Here is a 17403-nt window from a genome sequence, read left to right as displayed (position 1 = left end):
GCGACCTTGCGCTCGCTAGAATTGCGCACTTTTTGATCAGAGGCGCCAAAAAGCGCCCGTCAAGATCGCCCGCGATTCCAGCCGGGCGACCTGTATTCAATACCGAGGTTAGCCATGTCCACCACTCCCGCCACCCCAAAGGTCGGCTTCGTTTCCCTGGGTTGCCCAAAGGCCCTGGTCGATTCCGAGCGCATCCTGACCCAGCTGCGCATGGAAGGCTATGAAGTCGTGCCTACCTACGATGGCGCCGACGTGGTGGTGGTCAACACCTGCGGCTTCATCGACAGCGCCAAGGCCGAGTCGCTGGAAGTGATCGGCGAGGCGATCAAGGAGAACGGCAAGGTCATCGTCACCGGCTGCATGGGGGTCGAGGAAGGCAATATCCGCGACGTACACCCGAGTGTGCTGTCGGTCAGCGGCCCCCAGCAGTACGAGCAGGTGGTCAACGCCGTGCATGAGGTGGTACCGCCACGCCAGGATCACAACCCGCTGATCGACCTGGTGCCGCCCCAGGGCATCAAGCTGACCCCGCGCCACTACGCCTACCTGAAGATTTCCGAAGGCTGCAATCACAGCTGCAGCTTCTGCATCATCCCGTCGATGCGCGGCAAGCTGGTCAGCCGCCCGGTCGGTGAAGTGCTGAGCGAGGCCGAGCGCCTGGTCAAGGCCGGCGTCAAGGAGATCCTGGTGATCTCCCAGGACACCAGCGCCTACGGCGTCGACGTCAAGTACAAGACCGACTTCTGGAACGGCCGCCCGGTCAAGACCCGCATGCTCGAACTGTGCGAGGCCCTGAGCAGCCTGGGTGCCTGGGTGCGCCTGCACTATGTCTATCCGTACCCGAACGTCGACGACGTGATCCCGCTGATGGCCGCCGGCAAGATCCTGCCGTACCTGGACATCCCGTTCCAGCACGCCAGCCCCAAGGTGCTCAAGGCGATGAAGCGCCCGGCCTTCGAAGACCGCACCTTGGCGCGCATCAAGAGCTGGCGCGAGCAGTGCCCTGAGCTGGTGATCCGCTCGACCTTCATCGTCGGCTTCCCCGGCGAGACCGAAGAGGACTTCCAGTACCTGCTCGACTGGCTGAGCGAAGCCCAGCTCGACCGCGTCGGCTGCTTCCAGTACTCGCCGGTCGAAGGCGCCCCGGCCAACGACCTGGGCCTCGATGAAGTGCCGGACGACGTCAAGCAGGAGCGCTGGGATCGCTTCATGGCGCACCAGCAGGCGATCAGCGCCGCGCGCCTGCAGCAGCGTATCGGCAAGGAGATCGAGGTGCTGATCGACGAAGTCGAGGAGCAGGGCTCGGTCGGCCGCAGTTTCTTCGACGCGCCGGAAATCGACGGCAGCGTGTTCATCGACGGCGACCACGGCTTCAAGCCGGGCGACAAGGTCCGCTGCCGCATCGTCGATGCCGACGAGTACGACATGTGGGCCGAGCCCGTCTGATCGATGCTCGCCTGAAGATACCCCGTCTACTGGCTAATGCCAGTCAGTTAAGCCAATTGGGGTCAGCGTTTGCGCGATCCTGTGGGAGCGGGTTTACCCGCGAAGGGCTGCAAAGCAGCCCCAATAAGTGCGATGAAGCGCTAACTGACTGGCATTAGCCCACTGGCGGGGCAGCCTTTTACATCTATGTTTTCCTCAATGGCCCCGAGGATCACAGGATGTCGCCCACCGTCACGCTGCAAACGCCCCACCTGAGCGACTACCCCGAACTGGTGCGGGTGTGGGAGGCGTCGGTGCGCGCCACCCACGACTTCCTGCCCGACGGCTACATCGTGCTGCTGCGCGAGCATGTGCTGCACAAGTACCTCGACGCGGTGATGCTGGTCTGCTGCAAGGATGCCAGGCGACGCATCCTCGGCTTCGCCGGCGTGGCCAGCGGCCGTGTCGACATGCTCTTCGTCGCGCCGCAGTACCGTGGCCAGGGTATCGGCCAGCGCCTGCTGCGGCATGCGGTAAGCGAGCTCAATGCCGAACGCCTGGACGTCAACGAACAGAACCCGCAGGCCCTGGGCTTCTATCTGCACGAAGGCTTCGAGGTGTACGGGCGCTCGGAAACCGACGGCCTGGGGCAGCCCTATCCCCTACTGCACATGAGGCTTGTTCGTACAACGTCCTAGGACGCAAGCCAAGGAAACCACCACCCCGCTCCGAAATGGCGGAAATGACATCGATTTGCAGCCGCTGCCCCGCGCAGGCAGGTACAATGAAAGCTTTCCCTACCGCGTGATGCCCGTGTCCATGTCCGAACCCATTCGTCTTTCCAAACACCTCATCGAACAGCATGGCTGCTCTCGCCGAGAGGCCGAACTGTACATTGAAGGAGGCTGGGTCACGGTCGATGGCGAGGTGGTCGAGCAGCCGCAGTTCAAGATCGCCGAGCAACGCGTCGAACTGCTCCCGGGTGCTCGCGCCGAAGCGCTGGAGCCAGTGACCCTGCTGCTCAACCAGCCGCTTGGGCAGGACACCGCCAGCGCCCAGGCGGGCATGAGCATGGCCAGCCTCAGTGAAGCGCACCGCGAAGGCGTGCGCGCGCTGCACGGGCACTTCGTCCGCCAGGCCTGTGTCGCTCCGCTACTGCCCGGCGCCAGCGGCCTGCAGCTGTTCACCCAGGACTGGAGGGTGACCCGCAAGCTCGACGCCGACCTGCGCCGCATGGAGCAGGAATACATTGTCCAGGTCAGCGGCCAGGCCAAGCCGGGGGCTCTCGAGCGCCTGGCCCGCGGTGTCGAGCGCAAGGGCGTCGAACTGCCGAAGGCCAAGGCCAGCTGGCAGAACGAGCAACACCTGCGCATGGTCCTGAAGAACCCGCAGCCCGGGTTGATCGAACAACTGTGCGAGACCGCCGGCCTCAAGGTCCTGGCGATGCGCCGCATTCGCCTGGGCGGCGTGTCGATGGGCAAGCTGCCAGTGGGCCAGTGGCGCTATGTGGCCGCCACCGAACGCTTTTAGCATTACCGCCGCGCAATGACTGACGCGGCAACAGAACAGGATTCGCTGCAATGAACCACAACGATGTACTGCGCAGCCTGCGCTACATGCTCAAGGCCAACGACCAGAAGCTGGCCGAGATCATCAAGCTCTCGGGCCTGGAGGTTTCGGTCGAGGCCATCGCCGGCTACGTCAAGAAGGAAGAGGAACCCGGCTTCGTGCTCTGCCCGGAGAAGGTCATGGCGCACTTCCTCGACGGCCTGGTAATCCACCGTCGCGGCCGTGACGACAGCCGTCCAGCGCAGCCGATCGAAGTGCCGGTGACCAACAACACCGTGCTCAAGAAGCTGCGGGTGGCCTTCGAGCTGAAGGAAGACGACCTGCACGCGGTGCTCAAGTCGGTCAACTTCCCGGTATCCAAACCTGAGCTCAGCGCATTGTTCCGCAAGGTCGGCCACGACAACTACCGCCCCTGCGGCGACCAGTTGCTGCGCAACTTCCTCAAGGGCCTGACCCTTCGCGTGCGCGGCTGAGCCAGGATGCAGCATACCGTCTCGCCGGTCGGCATTGTCCGCTCCTGTTTCAAGGAGAAGTTCGCCATCCCGCGCCAGCCCCAGCTGGCGCCGGCCGCCCGTGGCGTGCTGGAGCTGCTGCCGCCCTTTGACCAGGGCGATGCCGTCGAAGGGCTGGAGCAGGTCAGTCATGTGTGGCTGCTGTTCCTGTTCCACCAGGCACTGGAAGACAAGCCACGCCTGAAAGTGCGTCCACCGCGCCTGGGCGGCAACAAGAGCATGGGAGTGTTCGCCACCCGGGCCACCCACCGGCCCAATGGCATCGGTCAGTCGGTGGTGCGCCTGGAAGGCGTCGAGCCGGGGCGTCTGCTGCTGTCGGGGATCGACCTGCTGGACGGCACCCCGGTGCTGGATATCAAGCCTTATGTGCCCTATGCGGACAGCATTGCCGGCGCGAGCAACCTGATGGCCAATGATGCTCCAGAGGCGATTGCCGTCGAATGGAGCGCAAGCGCCCTGCCCCAAACCCGCGACCATGCACTGCGCCTGGATCAGCCACTGGTGGAGCTGATCGAACAGTGTCTTGCGCAGGACCCGCGACCGGCCTACCAGGTACCGCCTGCGGAGCGGGTCTACGGGGTAAAGTTCTGGGATGTGCAAGTCAGGTGGCACTACCCGCAACCGGATCGGATCCGGGTGCTGGAAGTGGTGCGGGAAAGCTGAAGCTCTTTCGTTTTCAGGCCAGGCCTCTTCGCGGGTAAACCCGCTCCCACAGGTTGCGCAAAATCTGTGGGAGCGGGTTTACCCGCGAAGAGGCCGGCACCGCCAACCTAGATCCTGCAGGCATAAAAAAACGCAGACCCAGGTCTGCGTTTTTCGTCACCGCGATTCGACTTACTTCTCGACGAACGCACGCTCGATCAGGTAGTCACCCGGCTCGCGCATGCGCGCGGAGATCTTCAGGCCGAAGCTGTCCAGCACTTCGCTGGTCTCGTCGAGCATGCTCGGGCTGCCGCAGATCATCGCGCGGTCGTCCTGCGGGTTGATCGGTGGCAGGCCGATGTCGCTGAACAGCTTGCCGCTGCGCATCAGGTCGGTCAGGCGGCCCTGGTTCTCGAACGGCTCGCGGGTCACGGTCGGGTAGTAGATCAGCTTGTCACGTACGGACTCACCGAAGAACTCGTTCTGCGGCAGGTGCTCGGTAATGAACTCGCGGTAGGCCACTTCGTTGACGTAGCGCACGCCGTGAACCAGGATCACTTTCTCGAAGCGCTCGTAGGTCTCCGGGTCCTGGATGACGCTCATGAACGGCGCCAGGCCGGTGCCGGTGCTCAGCAGGTACAGGTGCTTGCCCGGGTTCAGGTCATCGAGCACCAGGGTACCGGTAGGCTTCTTGCTGATGATGATCTCGTCGCCTTCCTTCAGGTGCTGCAGCTGCGAGGTCAGCGGGCCGTCCGGCACCTTGATGCTGAAGAACTCCAGGTGCTCTTCCCAGTTCGGCGAGGCGATGGAATAGGCGCGCATGAGCGGACGGCCGCTGTCCTGCTGCAGGCCGATCATCACGAACTGACCGTTCTCGAAGCGCAGGCCCGGATCACGGGTGCACTTGAAGCTGAACAGAGTGTCGTTCCAGTGGTGCACACTGAGGACACGTTCGTGGTTCATGTTGCTCATCGATGGGGCTCCTGAAGGAAAACGCGGCGCGCGCAAGACGCGCAGTTGCGCGATAGTTTAGGGGCAGCGACAATATCTGTTAACTGAATTATCAAGATATGTGTTATCGGTTATATAGATATGCGATTCACACTCCGTCAGCTCCAGGTATTCGTCGCCGTCGCCCAGCACCAGAGCGTGTCGCGGGCCGCCGGCGTCCTCGCCTTGTCGCAATCTGCGGCAAGTACATCGATCACCGAACTGGAGCGCCAGTCCAGCTGCCAGCTGTTCGACCGTGCCGGCAAGCGCCTGAGCCTCAACGCTCTGGGCCACCAGTTGCTGCCCCAGGCCGTGGCCCTGCTCGACCAGGCCAAGGAAATCGAAGACCTGCTCAACGGCAAGTCGGGCTTCGGCTCGCTGGCCGTCGGCGCCACGCTGACCATCGGCAACTACCTGGCCACCCTGCTGATCGGCAGCTTCATGCAGGTGCACCCGGAAAGCCAGGTCAAGCTGCACGTGCAGAACACTGCGCATATCGTGCAACAGGTCGCCCACTATGAAATTGACCTGGGTCTAATCGAAGGCGACTGCAACCACCCCGATCTCGAGGTGCAACCCTGGGTGGAGGATGAACTGGTGGTGTTCTGCGCGCCCCAGCATCCCCTGGCCAAGGTCGGTCATGCCGGTATCGAGCAGTTGTCCCATGAAGCCTGGATCCTGCGCGAGCAGGGCTCGGGCACGCGCCTGACCTTCGACCAGGCCATGCGCCATCACCGCGCCAACCTGAATATCCGCCTGGAGCTGGAACACACCGAAGCGATCAAGCGCGCCGTGGAGTCGGGCCTGGGCATCGGCTGCATCTCACGCCTGGCCCTGCGCGATGCCTTCCGCCGCGGCAGCCTGGTGCCGGTGGAAACTCCGGCCCTGGATCTGGCGCGGCAGTTCTACTTCATCTGGCACAAGCAGAAGTACCAGACCTCGGCCATGCGCGAGTTCCTCGAGCTGTGCCGCAGCTTCACCGCCGGCGTGCGGCGCAGCGACGAGATCGTGCTGCCGCCGATCGCCTGAGCGCTCAACCGAGCAGGATCACGCCCCAGACCACCGCGACCATGCTCATGGCCACCAGCTGCGCCGCGCTGCCCATGTCCTTGGCGTTCTTCGACAGCGGGTGGCGGTCGAGCGAGATACGGTCGATGGCCGCCTCCACCGCCGAATTGAGCAACTCGACGATCAGCCCCAGCAGGCACACGGCAATGAGGATCGCCCGCTCAGCGCGGCTGACCGGCAGCCAGAAGGCCAGCGGCACCAGCAGCACGTTGAGCAGCACCAGCTGGCGGAAGGCGGCTTCGCCCTTGAAGGCGGTGCGCAGGCCGTCCAGCGAATAGCCGGCGGCGTTGACGATACGTTTGAGGCCGGTCTGGCCTTTGAATGGCGACATGTGTGTCCGTCACTTCACCGGAGATAAGGTCGGCAGGCTAGTGCCCTGTCTCGGAAATACGTTCTCTTTTGGCGAGTGGCTTGGGTGTCCGGCCAAGGCGCCGCGACGAGTCAAAGCAGGGCTATGGCGAGGAGTGGCAACGCCGGCCGGGCGCCCAAGACGCCGCCAAAAGTGAACAGCCTATTTCCGAGACAGGACACTAGTCCAGTCGGAGTCAAAAAAGCGTGAATGCACGGGTACTTAGCTGGCCGAAACCGATTCAAGTTGTTGCAGCAGCAGCGCCGCCTGAGTTCGCGTGCGCACCCCCAGCTTGCGGAAGATCGCCGTCACGTGGGCCTTGATGGTCGCCTCGGAAACACTCAGTTCATAGGCGATCTGCTTGTTCAGCAGTCCTTCGCAGACCATGGTCAGCACGCGGAACTGCTGCGGGGTGAGGCTGGCCAGGCCTTCGCTGGCGGCCTTGGCCTCGGCCGACACATCAACCTTGTCGAACGCCTGCGGCGGCCACCAGACATCGCCGTCGAGCACGTTGCGCACTGCTTCCTGGATCTTGCTCAGCTCGCTGGACTTGGGAATGAAGCCGCTGGCGCCGAATTCGCGGGACTTGACCACGACGGCCGCCTCCTCCTGGGCCGAAACCATCACCACCGGGATCTGCGGGTACTGGCCGCGCAGCAGGACCAAACCAGAGAAACCGTAGGCGCCGGGCATGTTCAGGTCCAGCAGGACCAGGTCCCAGTCGGCTTTCTCGGTGAGGCTGGTTTCCAGTTCGGCGATGCTCGCCACCTCGACCAGGCGCACGTCCGGGCCCAGGCCGAGGGTAACGGCCTGGCGCAGTGCGCTGCGAAACAGTGGGTGGTCATCGGCAATCAGGATTTCGTATGTGGCCATCGATCTATGGATCCTGTTCTGTGCCAGGCGCAGGGGATACGGGAGACGCCTGGCGGGCAACTCATGGCGCGAACGGCAGGGCCGCCGGCCGGGATGGCACGGCGAAGTCCGGGGTAACAGCAGCTTCGTCGTGCCCGAAGCGGCGCCAAGGATGCCGAGCACGCCCCGGGTGGTCAAGCCAATTGCCCGGTCGAACCCGCCTACCCTGGCTGCCAGCCCCGACAGTATGAACCAAACTGTCGCGCCTGCCCCTTGGACTATAGGAAGGTATGCAAACGCTGGTGGACCTCGTCCTGCTCGTCCAGCGGCAGGCGCCGCTTGCCGCTCAGATAGTGCAGGCTGAAGACGTCCAGGTAGGCGTCCAGGGCCTGCGAGGCCTGGCCGTCGCCGGCCAGTTCCAGGCACATGGCGGCAACTTCGGCGGTGCAGAAGTGATCGTCGCGCTTGGAACGGCGCAGGCGGTAGCGCGACATCTGCTCGGGCTGCAGGCTCAGTACCGGGAAGCGATCGAGGTACGGGCTCTTGCGGAACATCTTGCGCGCCTCGGTCCAGGTGGCGTCGAGCAGGATGAACAACGGGCGCTTGCCCGGCTCGCGCACAACCTCACTGACCACCCGATCTTCCTTGACGAACTCGCCCGGAAAGACGATGTAGGGCTGCCAACGGGGATCGTCCAGCAGCGCCAGCAGCCCCTCGTCCACCGACGTGCGCAACCAGCCGAAGGCCGAGGTGTCCTCGATCACGTCGGCGATCAGCCAGCCGGTGTTGGTCGGCTTCAATGGCTCGGTGTCATGCATCAGCAGGCACATGCCGGACTCGGCCGGCACCCGGGGTTTCCAGGCGCACAGGCAGTGCGTGGCGATCACCCGGCAATCCGCGCAACGCTCGGCGCGCGAGCCTCGGGCAACAAAGGGTTTGATGCTGCGCGCCAGGCGCTCGGCGCGCAGGCGCGCTACCGCGTGGCTCATGGCAGCAGGCCTTGGCAGGGAAGTGGGAGGGGCACGGCGACAACTCGATGAAAACAAGGTGCCCAGTCTACCAGAGCCCACGTCATTTGCCGTGCAGCCAACGACGCCGCTCCTTTATAATCGCAGTTTCTGGCGGCCTGGAAACCCTGCGGTTTCATGGAACGCCGCCCGCCGGCGCTGGTCAAAGCGCCAGTCATCGAACCAGGAGAGATCCATGCTGCATCTTATCGTCCCGACCCTGAGCCTGCTGCTCGCCCTGCCGCTGGCCGCCCAGGCCGCGTCCAAGCAGGAGTACGAGCTGAACCAGATGCTGCAGAAGGTCGCCAAGGAAAGCAGCGTCGGTACCCCGCGGGCCATCAACGAAGACATTCTCGACCAGGGCTACACCGTCGAAGGCAAGGCACTGGTCAATCACCTGAGCGTACGCCAGGAGCATGCCCAGCGCATGCAGGGCAATCCCGCGCAGGTCCGCAGCCAGCTGGGCGACAGCGTGTGCCGTAATAACGGCTACCGCCAGCTGATGTCCAAGGGCGCCGTGATGGTCTACCGCTTCACTGTCTACAAGACCAACCAGCCGGTCATGGACCAGGCCTTCGACGCAGCCAGCTGCTCGGCCGGCAACAAGAAGAAGTGATTCAGGCCAACTGATCGCTGTTTCTGGCGCGCCGTTGCTCATCATCGGCGCGCAATTCGGCCAGCAGCGCCTGCAGGTAACGCGAATGCGCCTCGGCGCCCTGCAGGCGGCGCAGGCACTCCCCTTCAAGGCTCAGGTGATGAACCTTGGCCTCGTGCTCGAGCAACTGCAACAGTTGCCCATCCACTTCGATCTCCAGCCGGTGCATACCGCCACCTCGCCGCCTCACCCTTCTGCCCCCAGTTAACCAAAGCCCGGTCATTCCTGTATCCCGTCTGACCGGCGGTAGCGCGCGCCTATGGCGGCACGAAACCGCGCCAGGGTCTAGATTGATATCGAGTGCCCATAACAACGACAACGCGATGGAATTGCCACTGCAACATGGCCTTGAAGGCCCACTGCAACGCTCGGGGGGCACACTCGAGCCACAGCAGCCAGCGACACACGCAGTGTCGCGGCCGGGACACGCCATCGACCCGGTCAGAGGTTTTGCTGCAGAAGGAGACGTTGAATGCCTTACCAATCGAACGAGCTGCTGTTCAACCATTTCAGGGACAACGGCATCGACCTGAGCAAGATCGATGAGCAACTGCAACTGGTCGCGCCGAACAGCCCCAACCTGCCGTTGTATCGCGACATGCTGCTGACTGTGCTGCGCATGGCCCACGACGACCGCAACCGCTGGAACGCCAAGATCACCCTGCAGGCCCTGCGCGAGCTTGACCACTCGTTCCGTACCCTCGAGCGCTACAAGGGGCGGCGCAAGGTCACCGTGTTCGGCTCGGCACGCACACCAATGGAACACCCCATGTACGCGTTGGCCCGGGAGTTGGGTGCGACGCTGGCACGTTCGGACCTGATGGTCATCACCGGCGCCGGCGGCGGCATCATGGCCGCCGCACACGAGGGCGCCGGAGCCGACCACAGCCTGGGTTTCAACATCACCCTGCCGTTCGAACAGCACGCCAATGCCACGGTCAATGGCACCGACAAGCTGCTGCCGTTCCATTTCTTCTTCATCCGCAAGCTGTTCTTCGTCAAGGAAGCCGACGCGCTGGTGCTCTGCCCAGGTGGCTTCGGCACCCTCGACGAGGCGCTGGAGGTGCTGACGCTGATCCAGACCGGCAAGAGCCCGCTGGTACCGGTGGTGCTGCTCGACTCACCCGGCGGCAGCTTCTGGCAGGACGCCCTGGCCTTCATCAGTCGCCAGCTAGAAGAGAACCGCTACATCCTGCCCAGCGACCTCAAGCTGGTGCGCCTGGTGCACAATGCCGACGAAGCGGTCGAGGAGATCAACCAGTTCTACAGCAACTACCACTCCAGCCGCTGGTTGAAGAACCAGTTCGTGATCCGCATGCACCACCCCTTGAGCGAGGCAGCCCTGCATGATGTGGAGGAAGGCTTCGCCGACCTGCGCCTGAGCGGTAGGTACCACCAGCAAGCGGACAGTGGCGCCGAACACGAGGAAGGCAACTTCAGCCACCTGACACGCCTGACCTTCGCCTTCAACGGGCGCGACCAGGGCCGTCTGCGCGAACTGGTGGACTTCATCAACCTGCCGGAAAACTGGGCCAAGCCCCAGCCGATGCACACCACCCAGCGAGCCCGGGAAGCCTTGCGGGTCAGCTGAACGCAAAATGCCCTGTACAGCTGACACGCATGGGCGTCAGCCGTACAGGGCATCAATAGTCATCCAGGTCGCGACCGCTGAGCAGCCGGCCGATCATGTCCATGGGGAAACCACGGTAGGCGAGAAAACGCGTCTGCTGCGCCCGGCTGCGTGGGTCTTGCGGGCGTTGCCCGGCGAACTTGCGCTGCCAGACATCGCGCAGTTGCGTCGCCCAGTCCACTTCGCTGTCGCGCAGGGCCTGGTCGATATCGCCGCGGTTCAAGCCGCGTTGGCCGAGCTCCTCGCGAATTCGCGCGGGGCCGTAGCCGGCACTGGACCGGTAGCGAATGAAGCTTTCCAGATAGCGGGCTTCACTGAGCAGCCCTTCTTCGGCCAGCCGATCGAGCGCAGGCTCGATCAGCTCGTCCGGTGCGCCACGCTGACGCAGCTTGCGCGTCAGCTCGACGCGACCATGCTCGCGGCGTGCGAGCAGGTCCATGGCTGTCCGCCGAACGGCGACGGGGGTGTCGAGTACGACGGACATGGGGCCAATCAATAACCGGCGTCGGCGTCAGCCAGGTCGTCGGCATCGGCTTCGGCTGCACCAGCCTTGGCGGCCGCTGCTGCAGCGGCGGCAGCACCAGCGGTCAGCAGCTTGTCGCGAATCTGCTTCTCGATCTCGCTGCCAATGGCCGGGTTCTCTTGCAGGTACTTGGCGGCGTTGGCCTTGCCCTGACCGATCTTGTTGCCCTGGTAGCTGTACCAGGCACCGGATTTTTCCACCAGGCCTTGGGACACACCCAGGTCGATGATTTCGCCGTTGCGGTAGATGCCCTTGCCGTAGAGGATCTGGAACTCGGCCTGACGGAACGGTGGCGAAACCTTGTTCTTGACGATCTTGACGCGGGTTTCGCTGCCGACCACTTCGTCGCCTTCCTTGACCGCGCCGGTACGGCGGATGTCCAGGCGCACCGAGGCGTAGAACTTCAGGGCGTTACCACCGGTGGTGGTTTCCGGGCTACCGAACATTACGCCGATCTTCATACGGATCTGGTTGATGAAGATGACCAAGCAGTTGGCGTTCTTGATGTTACCGGTGATCTTGCGCAGTGCCTGGGACATCAGGCGAGCTTGCAGGCCGACGTGCATGTCGCCCATCTCGCCTTCGATCTCGGCCTTGGGGACCAGGGCGGCCACGGAGTCGACGATGATCACGTCGACGGCGTTGGAGCGCACCAGCATGTCGGTGATTTCCAGGGCCTGCTCGCCGGTGTCCGGCTGCGAGACCAGCAGGTCGTCGACGTTGACGCCCAGCTTGCCGGCGTATTCAGGGTCGAGGGCGTGCTCGGCGTCGACGAAGGCGCAGGTGGCGCCGTTCTTCTGGGCTTCGGCGATGACCGACAAGGTCAGCGTGGTTTTACCCGAGGATTCCGGGCCGTAGATCTCGACGATACGGCCTTTCGGCAGGCCGCCGATGCCCAGGGCGATGTCCAGGCCCAGGGAACCGGTGGAAATGGCAGGGATGGCCTGGCGCTCGTGGTCGCCCATGCGCATGACCGCGCCCTTGCCAAATTGGCGTTCGATTTGACCCAGGGCCGCAGCCAAGGCGCGCTTCTTGTTGTCGTCCATTGAAATCCTCACGTGTTCGACGTGGCCCTGACGGCCGGAATAACTGTATAAGTAGCCAGTATTATTCCACAGCGATTCGTTTCCGCAAACCCCCGTCGGGCGAATTACTCCGCGCCAAGCTGTAACAAGCCGTCTAACGCGGCGATCACCGTCTGTCGGCGCACCGCTTCGCGGTCGCCGTCGAAGTGCCGGCGCTCGCTGCTCACGTGGGTTCCGTCGGCCCAGGCCAGCCACACCGTGCCCACCGGCTTGGCCGGCGAACCGCCGTCTGGCCCGGCCACGCCGCTGACCGCCACCGCGAAGCGCGCTCCGCTGGCGGCCTGGGCGCCCCGCACCATGGCCTCGACCACTTCCTGGCTGACCGCCCCCACCTGGGCGAACAACGCCTCGGGGACGCCCAACTGGCGGGTTTTCTGGGCGTTGGAATAGGTGACGTATCCTGCCTCGAACCACGCCGAACTGCCGGGGATGCGGGTGATGGCCTCGGCGATGCCGCCGCCGGTGCAGGATTCGGCGGTGCTCACCTGGGCGTTGAAGCGCCGCAGGTGTTCGCCCAGGCGAGTGGAAAGTACGGTGATCGGGTCCATGGCGGGCTCCTCGTTGCGACCGCCATACCCTAACACTCAAGCCAGGCTCAGTCCTGCCTCGCCTTGCGCCGACGGGCCAGGCGCAGCAATGGGTAATGCACCAGCACGACATAGCTGAAGACGAACGCGAATTCGAGCGCAAGCAACATCATGCTGGCAAAAAAGGGATACAAACCTGGGTGATTGCCCACCCAGCGAAACTTCGCACGATGGTGGGCGAAATCTGTGTAACCGAAGTAGTTCTGGGCAAGTAGCACCCCAACCACCACCACCCAACCGACATGGAAAAACAACTGGCGGCGCAATGACAGCACCGGCAGTTGCTCCAAGGGACGTAGATGATGGCGGCATACCAGCAGCGCCAGGCCGATTGAACACAACGGCGCGGCGATCGCGACATAGTTGGCGACCGCCTTGGACATCAGCGCAAAATTGGACGACCAGACACCCACCTGCCCCAGCAGATGCTGGTCAAGCAGGCGATCCAGGACCAAGGCTTGTTCCTGACTCAGCGTCGGCACCCAACAGGCCAGCAGGAACACCGGCACCAGGCTCGAGACCGTGATCAGATACAACGGCCAGTGACTGGCCGTGTGCTTCGCGTTCAACGTCACAACTCCTTGCACAGACAGGTTGCTAGGGCCTGTACGAAATGTGTCTGCGCGAAGGCCAGACAAGGCGAAACGGGGGGAGCAAGCGGAGTGTACTGGAGTACATGAGCATTCCGAGCCCCGTTTCAACGCAGTATGGGCGAGTGCAGATACATTTCGTACAGAGCCTAAGCACCGAGAGCAACGTTGTGCGCTCCCGGTGCAAGGGTATCAGGGTGCTACTGCGCCCATGACCCACTGATTGATCTGGTCGACCTTCTCGGTATCGAAGTATGCGCTGGCAGCCCCGATGAAGACGGCCGCCACAACGGTTCCCGCTACTGCGGCAGCGGGGGCGGAAACCAGCAAGCCCAGGGCGATGCCAGCCATGGCGCCCGCCAGACTGCCCGCCACCTTGCCGACGACAGCGCTTTCCAGTTCCAGAAGAAAGGGTTTCCAGTCACCGGTCTTGAAACCGCTCACTGCCGAGTCAACCAGCCCGGCAGCCTGAATGACGCCACCGGTCACACCGAAGGCCTTGCCCAAACGCAGCATGTTATCGCCAAGCGTGGCCTTGTCCAGCGCCTCAAGTGCCTGGGCAACCGCCGCCGAGTCCTTGGCGTTCAGCCGCAAGCCGGGGTTTTGCGACAGCTTTTCGAAGGCCTTCAAGGCCTCCTGGTAGCTGCCTATGCGCTTGCCCGCGATGCCCTTCTGCATGTCGTTGGCGGCCTGCGCCACCTGGTTGCCAAAGCGATTGGCGATTTCCTTGCCAGTGTCACTGGCGTAGGTGGCCGCGTCCTTGTAGGACTCTTTCTCCAGCGCATCGCGGCGCGCCTTCTCCAGGGCATCGAGCTTTTCGCGCAACTGCTCCTGAGCCTTCAGATCGACATACAAGGCCAGGGCTGCGGTATACAGCGAGAGTTCGACATCCAGCGCGGCCGGTACGTCATACTCATCCAGCTGGCGCAGGCCATCGACCAGTTCCTTGACACCGCGGTTATCGAAGCGACCGCCCTGCTCCGTGGCCAACCGCCCACGGTTGAAGGCAATCTGCTGGTCCCGCTTGGCCATCATCGACTTGATCAAGCCAATGGTACGCTCGGCCTTCTTCGAGTCTGACAAGGCCGCATTGCTGCCTGCCGCGGCTTCGGCGCCAGCCAGTTCGGCATTGAGGTCGGCCGGCAGATTGCGCTCCTGCCTGATGTAGTTGCCGCTCAGCTCATCACGCACTTCGAGGATCTGGTAGGGCAGCATGCCCCACATGTCGACGCCCAGGTCGTAATACGCTTCCGGGCTTGGCCAGCCATGCCCTTCCAGCACCGCTTCCACTACCGTACTGTTCATCAAAACGGCGCCATTGACTGAATGCCCGGCGGGTTCGCCATTGATGCCCAGCGGGATACTGATGCCTCCCCCCGAACTGCCACCGCGACCACCCAGGCCGCCACCGGCAGATCCCGAAGGGGGAATGCCACGGTTCACGATGATGTTCTTTTCGCCCATTCTCTACTCCTTGAATTGGCTTGCTTGAAAAATGGCCGGCCCCACGAAAGTGAGGCCGGCCATGGACAAAAGATAAGAAATACAGATCAGCGCGACAGCGCACGCACATAGGCCTGGCACGCCCGCAAGGCGATCAGTCCGCGGTCGCCGTCGTCGGTGATGGCGATAATTCGTCGAGCATGCGCCGGGTCAAGTCGGGCGCGTACGGGGCCATGATCCACGCCGCCGGTGCCGGCGGCGGCAGGCACTGGGGCACAGGTGGGGTCGCGCTCGACCAGGACCGACAGGCGCAGATCGGCAGTAGCAAGGCGGTCACGCAGGCGAGCCTGAGTCTGTTGGGCATCGGTCAGCTCCTGGAAATGCTTCGTTTCACTGTCGTGCAGGCGTTGTTCGAGGCCCTGGCGCTGATCGCGTTCGGCGAGCAGCAGGCCGTACAGCGCCTCGGCCTGGTCAAGGCGCTGCTGCACCAGCGCCTGCTCCTGCTCGGCCAGCTGACGCCCGAGGCGCCAGCCTTGCAGCTGCCAGGCCAGCACCGCGGACAACGCCATCAGCCCGAGGCACAGCGCCAGTTGCAGGCGGCTCAGCACAGCACCTCCCGCGCTCGCGCCCACAGTTCGAGGCGCTCCGACAAGCCGTTCAGGCCGCCGTTGATATGCCGGGTGATGCGGTTGAATTCCCCCTGGTCGGCCAGGGCGTTGAGCCCGCGCGAGTGCCAGAACCACGCCGCCGATTCGCAGGCCCAGCGCGGCTGCTCGAGCATCTGCGGTTGCGCCAGCAGGCGTTCGTCGCCGAACAGCGCACGGCTACAGGCCTGGTAGTTGTTGCGCCCGGTCACCTGGATCAGGCCACGGCCGCAATAGCGCTGGCCATCACCGTCGGCTTCAGGCGTGTTGCCCAGGCGCAGGGCCAGGCTGCCGGTGTCGTAGCGGGCCAGGTAGCGGTCGCTGCCCAGCTCCTTGACGTAGCGCAACTGGCCGGACTCATGGCCGACCTGGGCCAGGAACGCGGCAATGCGCTTGGGGTGGTCGATCTCCCAGTTGGCCATGGCCGTGTTCAGCGCCGGCAGGAAGGCGGCGACGCGTTGGCCGGCGAGCGGGTAGATCTGCTTGAGTTGCTGTTCAGTGAGCGGCATCGGTGCATTCTCCATTGCGGTCTGATCGAAAGGCGGCCGGTGCCGCCTGTGGCTCGCTCATGGGCGTTGGCTCGAAGCGCGTGGCTTTCACAGGGGTCACGGTGTGGCGACCGCCGCACCTGATCTGGAGCTCGGAAACAGGGTGATGCGGCCGGCTGACAGCGACTATAGGGAGCGCCGCCGCCGGCAGGCATCGGGAAACCCTCACCGCCCTGTCTCAGGCCTTGAGCGAACCCGTCCGCCGAGGCGCGGAACCCTTGGCCTTGGCCTTGCCCTGGCGACCGCCATTGCACTGCACGGTGGTGCGCCAGCCGCTGCTGGTGAACACCTGCTCGACCGATTCGATCAAGTAGTGCCCATCAAGCCCAGCCAGGAAACCCTGAACATCGATGCTGCGCTCGGCGAACAGGTCGGTGCGCCCGGGCATGTCCAGGCGCACGCTGGCGGTGTCACGGTTGAAGCTGGCCAGGCGGGCGCGGGCGGCCTGTTCCGCCGCCGCGCGGTTGGGGTACAGGTGGCGGTCGGTGTAGACCGGCTGCAGGCCGTCCGGAGCATCGCCATTGTCCAGTTCCACCGCTTGCAGGCGCCCGCTGGCGCTGTCCTGGTGGCGGGTCCTGACGGCCTTGTGGGTACTCTTGTCAGCCAGGCGAAACTGCCACTGGCTGACCTCGCTGCGGGCAATGCCCACCACATCAAGAGGCTTGCCGCTGGCGCTCTGGCCCCCCTGGCGCGGCAGCACCAGCAACTGGCCGTTGGCGAGCTTGGCGGTGCAGTCGTGCTGGCGCGCCAGGCGGGTGATGAAGTTGAAGTCCGACTCGCTGTACTGGTCTACCCTCGGCACCTGCACGGCCACCGGACACACGGCCTGCCAGCCATTACGGGCACCGATCTCGGCGACGATGCGCTGCAGCGTCGCGTTCTCCCAGCTGCCGCTGCGGATGGTCTTGCCGCTGCCGCGCAGGTCGCTGGCCTTGCCGCGGATTACCAGGGTGTCCGGCGGGCCGGACAGCTCGACCTCGTCCACGGTGTAGCGGCCCAGGCGGTTCAGCGGCTGCCCGGCGTAACCCAGGTGCACCTCGAGCACTGCGCCCCTGGCTGGCAAGGCCAGGGCACCGTCGCGGGCATCGAGGCGCAGTTCGAACTCGTCGGATTCCAGACCTGGCTTATCAGTGGTGCGTAACAGCAGCAGGCGGTCGTTAAGCAGCGTGGTGATGTCATGGCCGTCCGCGATGATGCGAAATTGAGGTTGCATGGTTGGGGCTCCGCTGTATTGGTGTAGCGAGGACGGCGTGGGAGCGGGCTTGCCCCGCGACGGCGCCATCG

The 17403-nt window shown here is 64.1% G+C and carries 21 protein-coding genes; 8 read left to right on the top strand and 13 right to left on the bottom strand.

Annotation, left to right across the window (positions count from 1 at the left end; all coding sequences use genetic code 11):
• Positions 1-114: 114 nt before the first annotated feature.
• The 5 genes from rimO to tsaA all read left to right on the top strand — a co-directional run bounded on the left by rimO (position 115) and on the right by tsaA (position 4169).
• Positions 115-1446, top strand: a complete 1332-nt coding sequence (rimO, locus tag ACZ899_RS25575) for a 30S ribosomal protein S12 methylthiotransferase RimO (RefSeq protein ID WP_234560206.1) — start codon at positions 115-117, stop codon at positions 1444-1446.
• Between the two features lie 218 nt (positions 1447-1664).
• A complete protein-coding gene (locus ACZ899_RS25570) occupies positions 1665-2123 on the top strand; it encodes a GNAT family N-acetyltransferase (protein ID WP_203651213.1) in 459 nt (152 codons plus the stop codon).
• Positions 2124-2244: 121 nt separating this feature from the next.
• Entirely contained in the window at positions 2245-2955 is a 711-nt protein-coding gene (locus tag ACZ899_RS25565; RefSeq protein WP_234560204.1) for an rRNA pseudouridine synthase, read from the top strand.
• Between the two features lie 50 nt (positions 2956-3005).
• Positions 3006-3467 (top strand): YehS family protein, encoded by a 462-nt coding sequence (locus tag ACZ899_RS25560; protein WP_203651209.1) that lies wholly within the window; start codon positions 3006-3008, stop codon positions 3465-3467.
• A gap of 6 nt (positions 3468-3473) precedes the next feature.
• On the top strand, positions 3474-4169 hold the full coding sequence (tsaA, locus tag ACZ899_RS25555) for a tRNA (N6-threonylcarbamoyladenosine(37)-N6)-methyltransferase TrmO (protein WP_234560203.1): 696 nt from the start codon (positions 3474-3476) through the stop codon (positions 4167-4169).
• A gap of 171 nt (positions 4170-4340) precedes the next feature.
• On the opposite strand, the gene fpr is transcribed toward tsaA, so the two are convergent.
• Positions 4341-5120 (bottom strand): ferredoxin-NADP reductase, encoded by a 780-nt coding sequence (fpr, locus tag ACZ899_RS25550; RefSeq protein ID WP_046856781.1) that lies wholly within the window; start codon positions 5118-5120, stop codon positions 4341-4343.
• Positions 5121-5240: 120 nt separating this feature from the next.
• Here fpr and finR point away from each other — a divergent pair, with 120 nt between their 5' ends.
• Complete coding sequence (finR, locus tag ACZ899_RS25545; RefSeq protein ID WP_110738445.1) at positions 5241-6167, top strand: LysR family transcriptional regulator FinR; 927 nt, start codon at positions 5241-5243, stop codon at positions 6165-6167.
• A 4-nt stretch (positions 6168-6171) separates the two neighbouring features.
• Here finR and ACZ899_RS25540 read toward each other — a convergent pair whose 3' ends face one another.
• From ACZ899_RS25540 to ACZ899_RS25530, 3 genes are all read right to left on the bottom strand, one after another.
• On the bottom strand, positions 6172-6537 hold the full coding sequence (locus tag ACZ899_RS25540) for a diacylglycerol kinase (RefSeq protein ID WP_198744388.1): 366 nt from the start codon (positions 6535-6537) through the stop codon (positions 6172-6174).
• 240 nt (positions 6538-6777) lie between these two features.
• The gene (gene erdR, locus ACZ899_RS25535) at positions 6778-7428 is read right to left on the bottom strand and encodes a response regulator transcription factor ErdR (RefSeq protein WP_203651208.1); all 651 of its coding nucleotides are present in this window, start codon (positions 7426-7428) and stop codon (positions 6778-6780) included.
• 257 nt (positions 7429-7685) lie between these two features.
• The gene (locus tag ACZ899_RS25530; RefSeq protein ID WP_234560202.1) at positions 7686-8396 is read right to left on the bottom strand and encodes a tRNA-uridine aminocarboxypropyltransferase; all 711 of its coding nucleotides are present in this window, start codon (positions 8394-8396) and stop codon (positions 7686-7688) included.
• A gap of 214 nt (positions 8397-8610) precedes the next feature.
• On the opposite strand from ACZ899_RS25530, the gene ACZ899_RS25525 reads away from it, so the two are divergent.
• The gene (locus ACZ899_RS25525; RefSeq protein ID WP_234560201.1) at positions 8611-9030 is read left to right on the top strand and encodes a quorum-sensing-regulated virulence factor family protein; all 420 of its coding nucleotides are present in this window, start codon (positions 8611-8613) and stop codon (positions 9028-9030) included.
• A gap of 1 nt (position 9031) precedes the next feature.
• Here the strand turns inward: ACZ899_RS25525 and ACZ899_RS25520 are convergent, their stop codons facing one another.
• On the bottom strand, positions 9032-9238 hold the full coding sequence (locus ACZ899_RS25520; protein ID WP_203651207.1) for a hypothetical protein: 207 nt from the start codon (positions 9236-9238) through the stop codon (positions 9032-9034).
• A gap of 303 nt (positions 9239-9541) precedes the next feature.
• On the opposite strand from ACZ899_RS25520, the gene ACZ899_RS25515 reads away from it, so the two are divergent.
• A complete protein-coding gene (locus tag ACZ899_RS25515; RefSeq protein ID WP_234560200.1) occupies positions 9542-10660 on the top strand; it encodes an LOG family protein in 1119 nt (372 codons plus the stop codon).
• 52 nt (positions 10661-10712) lie between these two features.
• Here the strand turns inward: ACZ899_RS25515 and recX are convergent, their stop codons facing one another.
• The 8 genes from recX to ACZ899_RS25475 form a co-directional block, all read right to left on the bottom strand.
• Positions 10713-11183: a recombination regulator RecX gene (gene recX / locus ACZ899_RS25510; protein WP_028690615.1), complete on the bottom strand. Its 471-nt coding sequence runs from the start codon at positions 11181-11183 to the stop codon at positions 10713-10715.
• An 8-nt stretch (positions 11184-11191) separates the two neighbouring features.
• Positions 11192-12268, bottom strand: a complete 1077-nt coding sequence (gene recA, locus ACZ899_RS25505; RefSeq protein ID WP_028690616.1) for a recombinase RecA — start codon at positions 12266-12268, stop codon at positions 11192-11194.
• A gap of 104 nt (positions 12269-12372) precedes the next feature.
• Positions 12373-12855, bottom strand: a complete 483-nt coding sequence (locus ACZ899_RS25500) for a CinA family protein (RefSeq protein ID WP_028690617.1) — start codon at positions 12853-12855, stop codon at positions 12373-12375.
• A 47-nt stretch (positions 12856-12902) separates the two neighbouring features.
• A complete protein-coding gene (locus ACZ899_RS25495; protein ID WP_203651205.1) occupies positions 12903-13463 on the bottom strand; it encodes a hypothetical protein in 561 nt (186 codons plus the stop codon).
• 213 nt (positions 13464-13676) lie between these two features.
• Complete coding sequence (locus ACZ899_RS25490) at positions 13677-14948, bottom strand: colicin-like pore-forming protein (RefSeq protein ID WP_234560199.1); 1272 nt, start codon at positions 14946-14948, stop codon at positions 13677-13679.
• An 86-nt stretch (positions 14949-15034) separates the two neighbouring features.
• On the bottom strand, positions 15035-15496 hold the full coding sequence (locus tag ACZ899_RS25485) for a lysis system i-spanin subunit Rz (protein ID WP_203652604.1): 462 nt from the start codon (positions 15494-15496) through the stop codon (positions 15035-15037).
• Between the two features lie 32 nt (positions 15497-15528).
• Entirely contained in the window at positions 15529-16080 is a 552-nt protein-coding gene (locus tag ACZ899_RS25480; RefSeq protein ID WP_232856834.1) for a glycoside hydrolase family 19 protein, read from the bottom strand.
• A 217-nt stretch (positions 16081-16297) separates the two neighbouring features.
• Entirely contained in the window at positions 16298-17332 is a 1035-nt protein-coding gene (locus tag ACZ899_RS25475; protein ID WP_234560197.1) for a phage late control D family protein, read from the bottom strand.
• Positions 17333-17403 lie beyond the last annotated feature (71 nt).

The sequence above is a fragment of the Pseudomonas sp. TE31087 genome (assembly GCF_057284075.1).
Note: the sequence above shows the minus strand (reverse complement) of the source record. Positions and strands in the feature narration are given on the sequence as shown.

Bases quoted from the DNA above. Each gene is read 5' to 3' on its own strand.
- rimO (WP_234560206.1), top strand. From the start codon at position 115: ATGTCCACCACTCCCGCCACCCCAAAGGTCGGCTTCGTTTCCCTGGGT.
- ACZ899_RS25500 (WP_028690617.1), bottom strand. From the start codon at position 12,855: ATGGACCCGATCACCGTACTTTCCACTCGCCTGGGCGAACACCTGCGG.
- ACZ899_RS25480 (WP_232856834.1), bottom strand. From the start codon at position 16,080: ATGCCGCTCACTGAACAGCAACTCAAGCAGATCTACCCGCTCGCCGGC.
- ACZ899_RS25485 (WP_203652604.1), bottom strand. From the start codon at position 15,496: ATGGCGTTGTCCGCGGTGCTGGCCTGGCAGCTGCAAGGCTGGCGCCTC.
- fpr (WP_046856781.1), bottom strand. From the start codon at position 5,120: ATGAGCAACATGAACCACGAACGTGTCCTCAGTGTGCACCACTGGAAC.
- recA (WP_028690616.1), bottom strand. From the start codon at position 12,268: ATGGACGACAACAAGAAGCGCGCCTTGGCTGCGGCCCTGGGTCAAATC.
- ACZ899_RS25525 (WP_234560201.1), top strand. From the start codon at position 8,611: ATGCTGCATCTTATCGTCCCGACCCTGAGCCTGCTGCTCGCCCTGCCG.
- tsaA (WP_234560203.1), top strand. From the start codon at position 3,474: ATGCAGCATACCGTCTCGCCGGTCGGCATTGTCCGCTCCTGTTTCAAG.
- ACZ899_RS25565 (WP_234560204.1), top strand. From the start codon at position 2,245: ATGTCCGAACCCATTCGTCTTTCCAAACACCTCATCGAACAGCATGGC.
- ACZ899_RS25515 (WP_234560200.1), top strand. From the start codon at position 9,542: ATGCCTTACCAATCGAACGAGCTGCTGTTCAACCATTTCAGGGACAAC.
- ACZ899_RS25520 (WP_203651207.1), bottom strand. From the start codon at position 9,238: ATGCACCGGCTGGAGATCGAAGTGGATGGGCAACTGTTGCAGTTGCTC.
- ACZ899_RS25540 (WP_198744388.1), bottom strand. From the start codon at position 6,537: ATGTCGCCATTCAAAGGCCAGACCGGCCTCAAACGTATCGTCAACGCC.
- recX (WP_028690615.1), bottom strand. From the start codon at position 11,183: ATGTCCGTCGTACTCGACACCCCCGTCGCCGTTCGGCGGACAGCCATG.
- ACZ899_RS25570 (WP_203651213.1), top strand. From the start codon at position 1,665: ATGTCGCCCACCGTCACGCTGCAAACGCCCCACCTGAGCGACTACCCC.
- ACZ899_RS25530 (WP_234560202.1), bottom strand. From the start codon at position 8,396: ATGAGCCACGCGGTAGCGCGCCTGCGCGCCGAGCGCCTGGCGCGCAGC.
- erdR (WP_203651208.1), bottom strand. From the start codon at position 7,428: ATGGCCACATACGAAATCCTGATTGCCGATGACCACCCACTGTTTCGC.
- finR (WP_110738445.1), top strand. From the start codon at position 5,241: ATGCGATTCACACTCCGTCAGCTCCAGGTATTCGTCGCCGTCGCCCAG.
- ACZ899_RS25475 (WP_234560197.1), bottom strand. From the start codon at position 17,332: ATGCAACCTCAATTTCGCATCATCGCGGACGGCCATGACATCACCACG.
- ACZ899_RS25560 (WP_203651209.1), top strand. From the start codon at position 3,006: ATGAACCACAACGATGTACTGCGCAGCCTGCGCTACATGCTCAAGGCC.
- ACZ899_RS25490 (WP_234560199.1), bottom strand. From the start codon at position 14,948: ATGGGCGAAAAGAACATCATCGTGAACCGTGGCATTCCCCCTTCGGGA.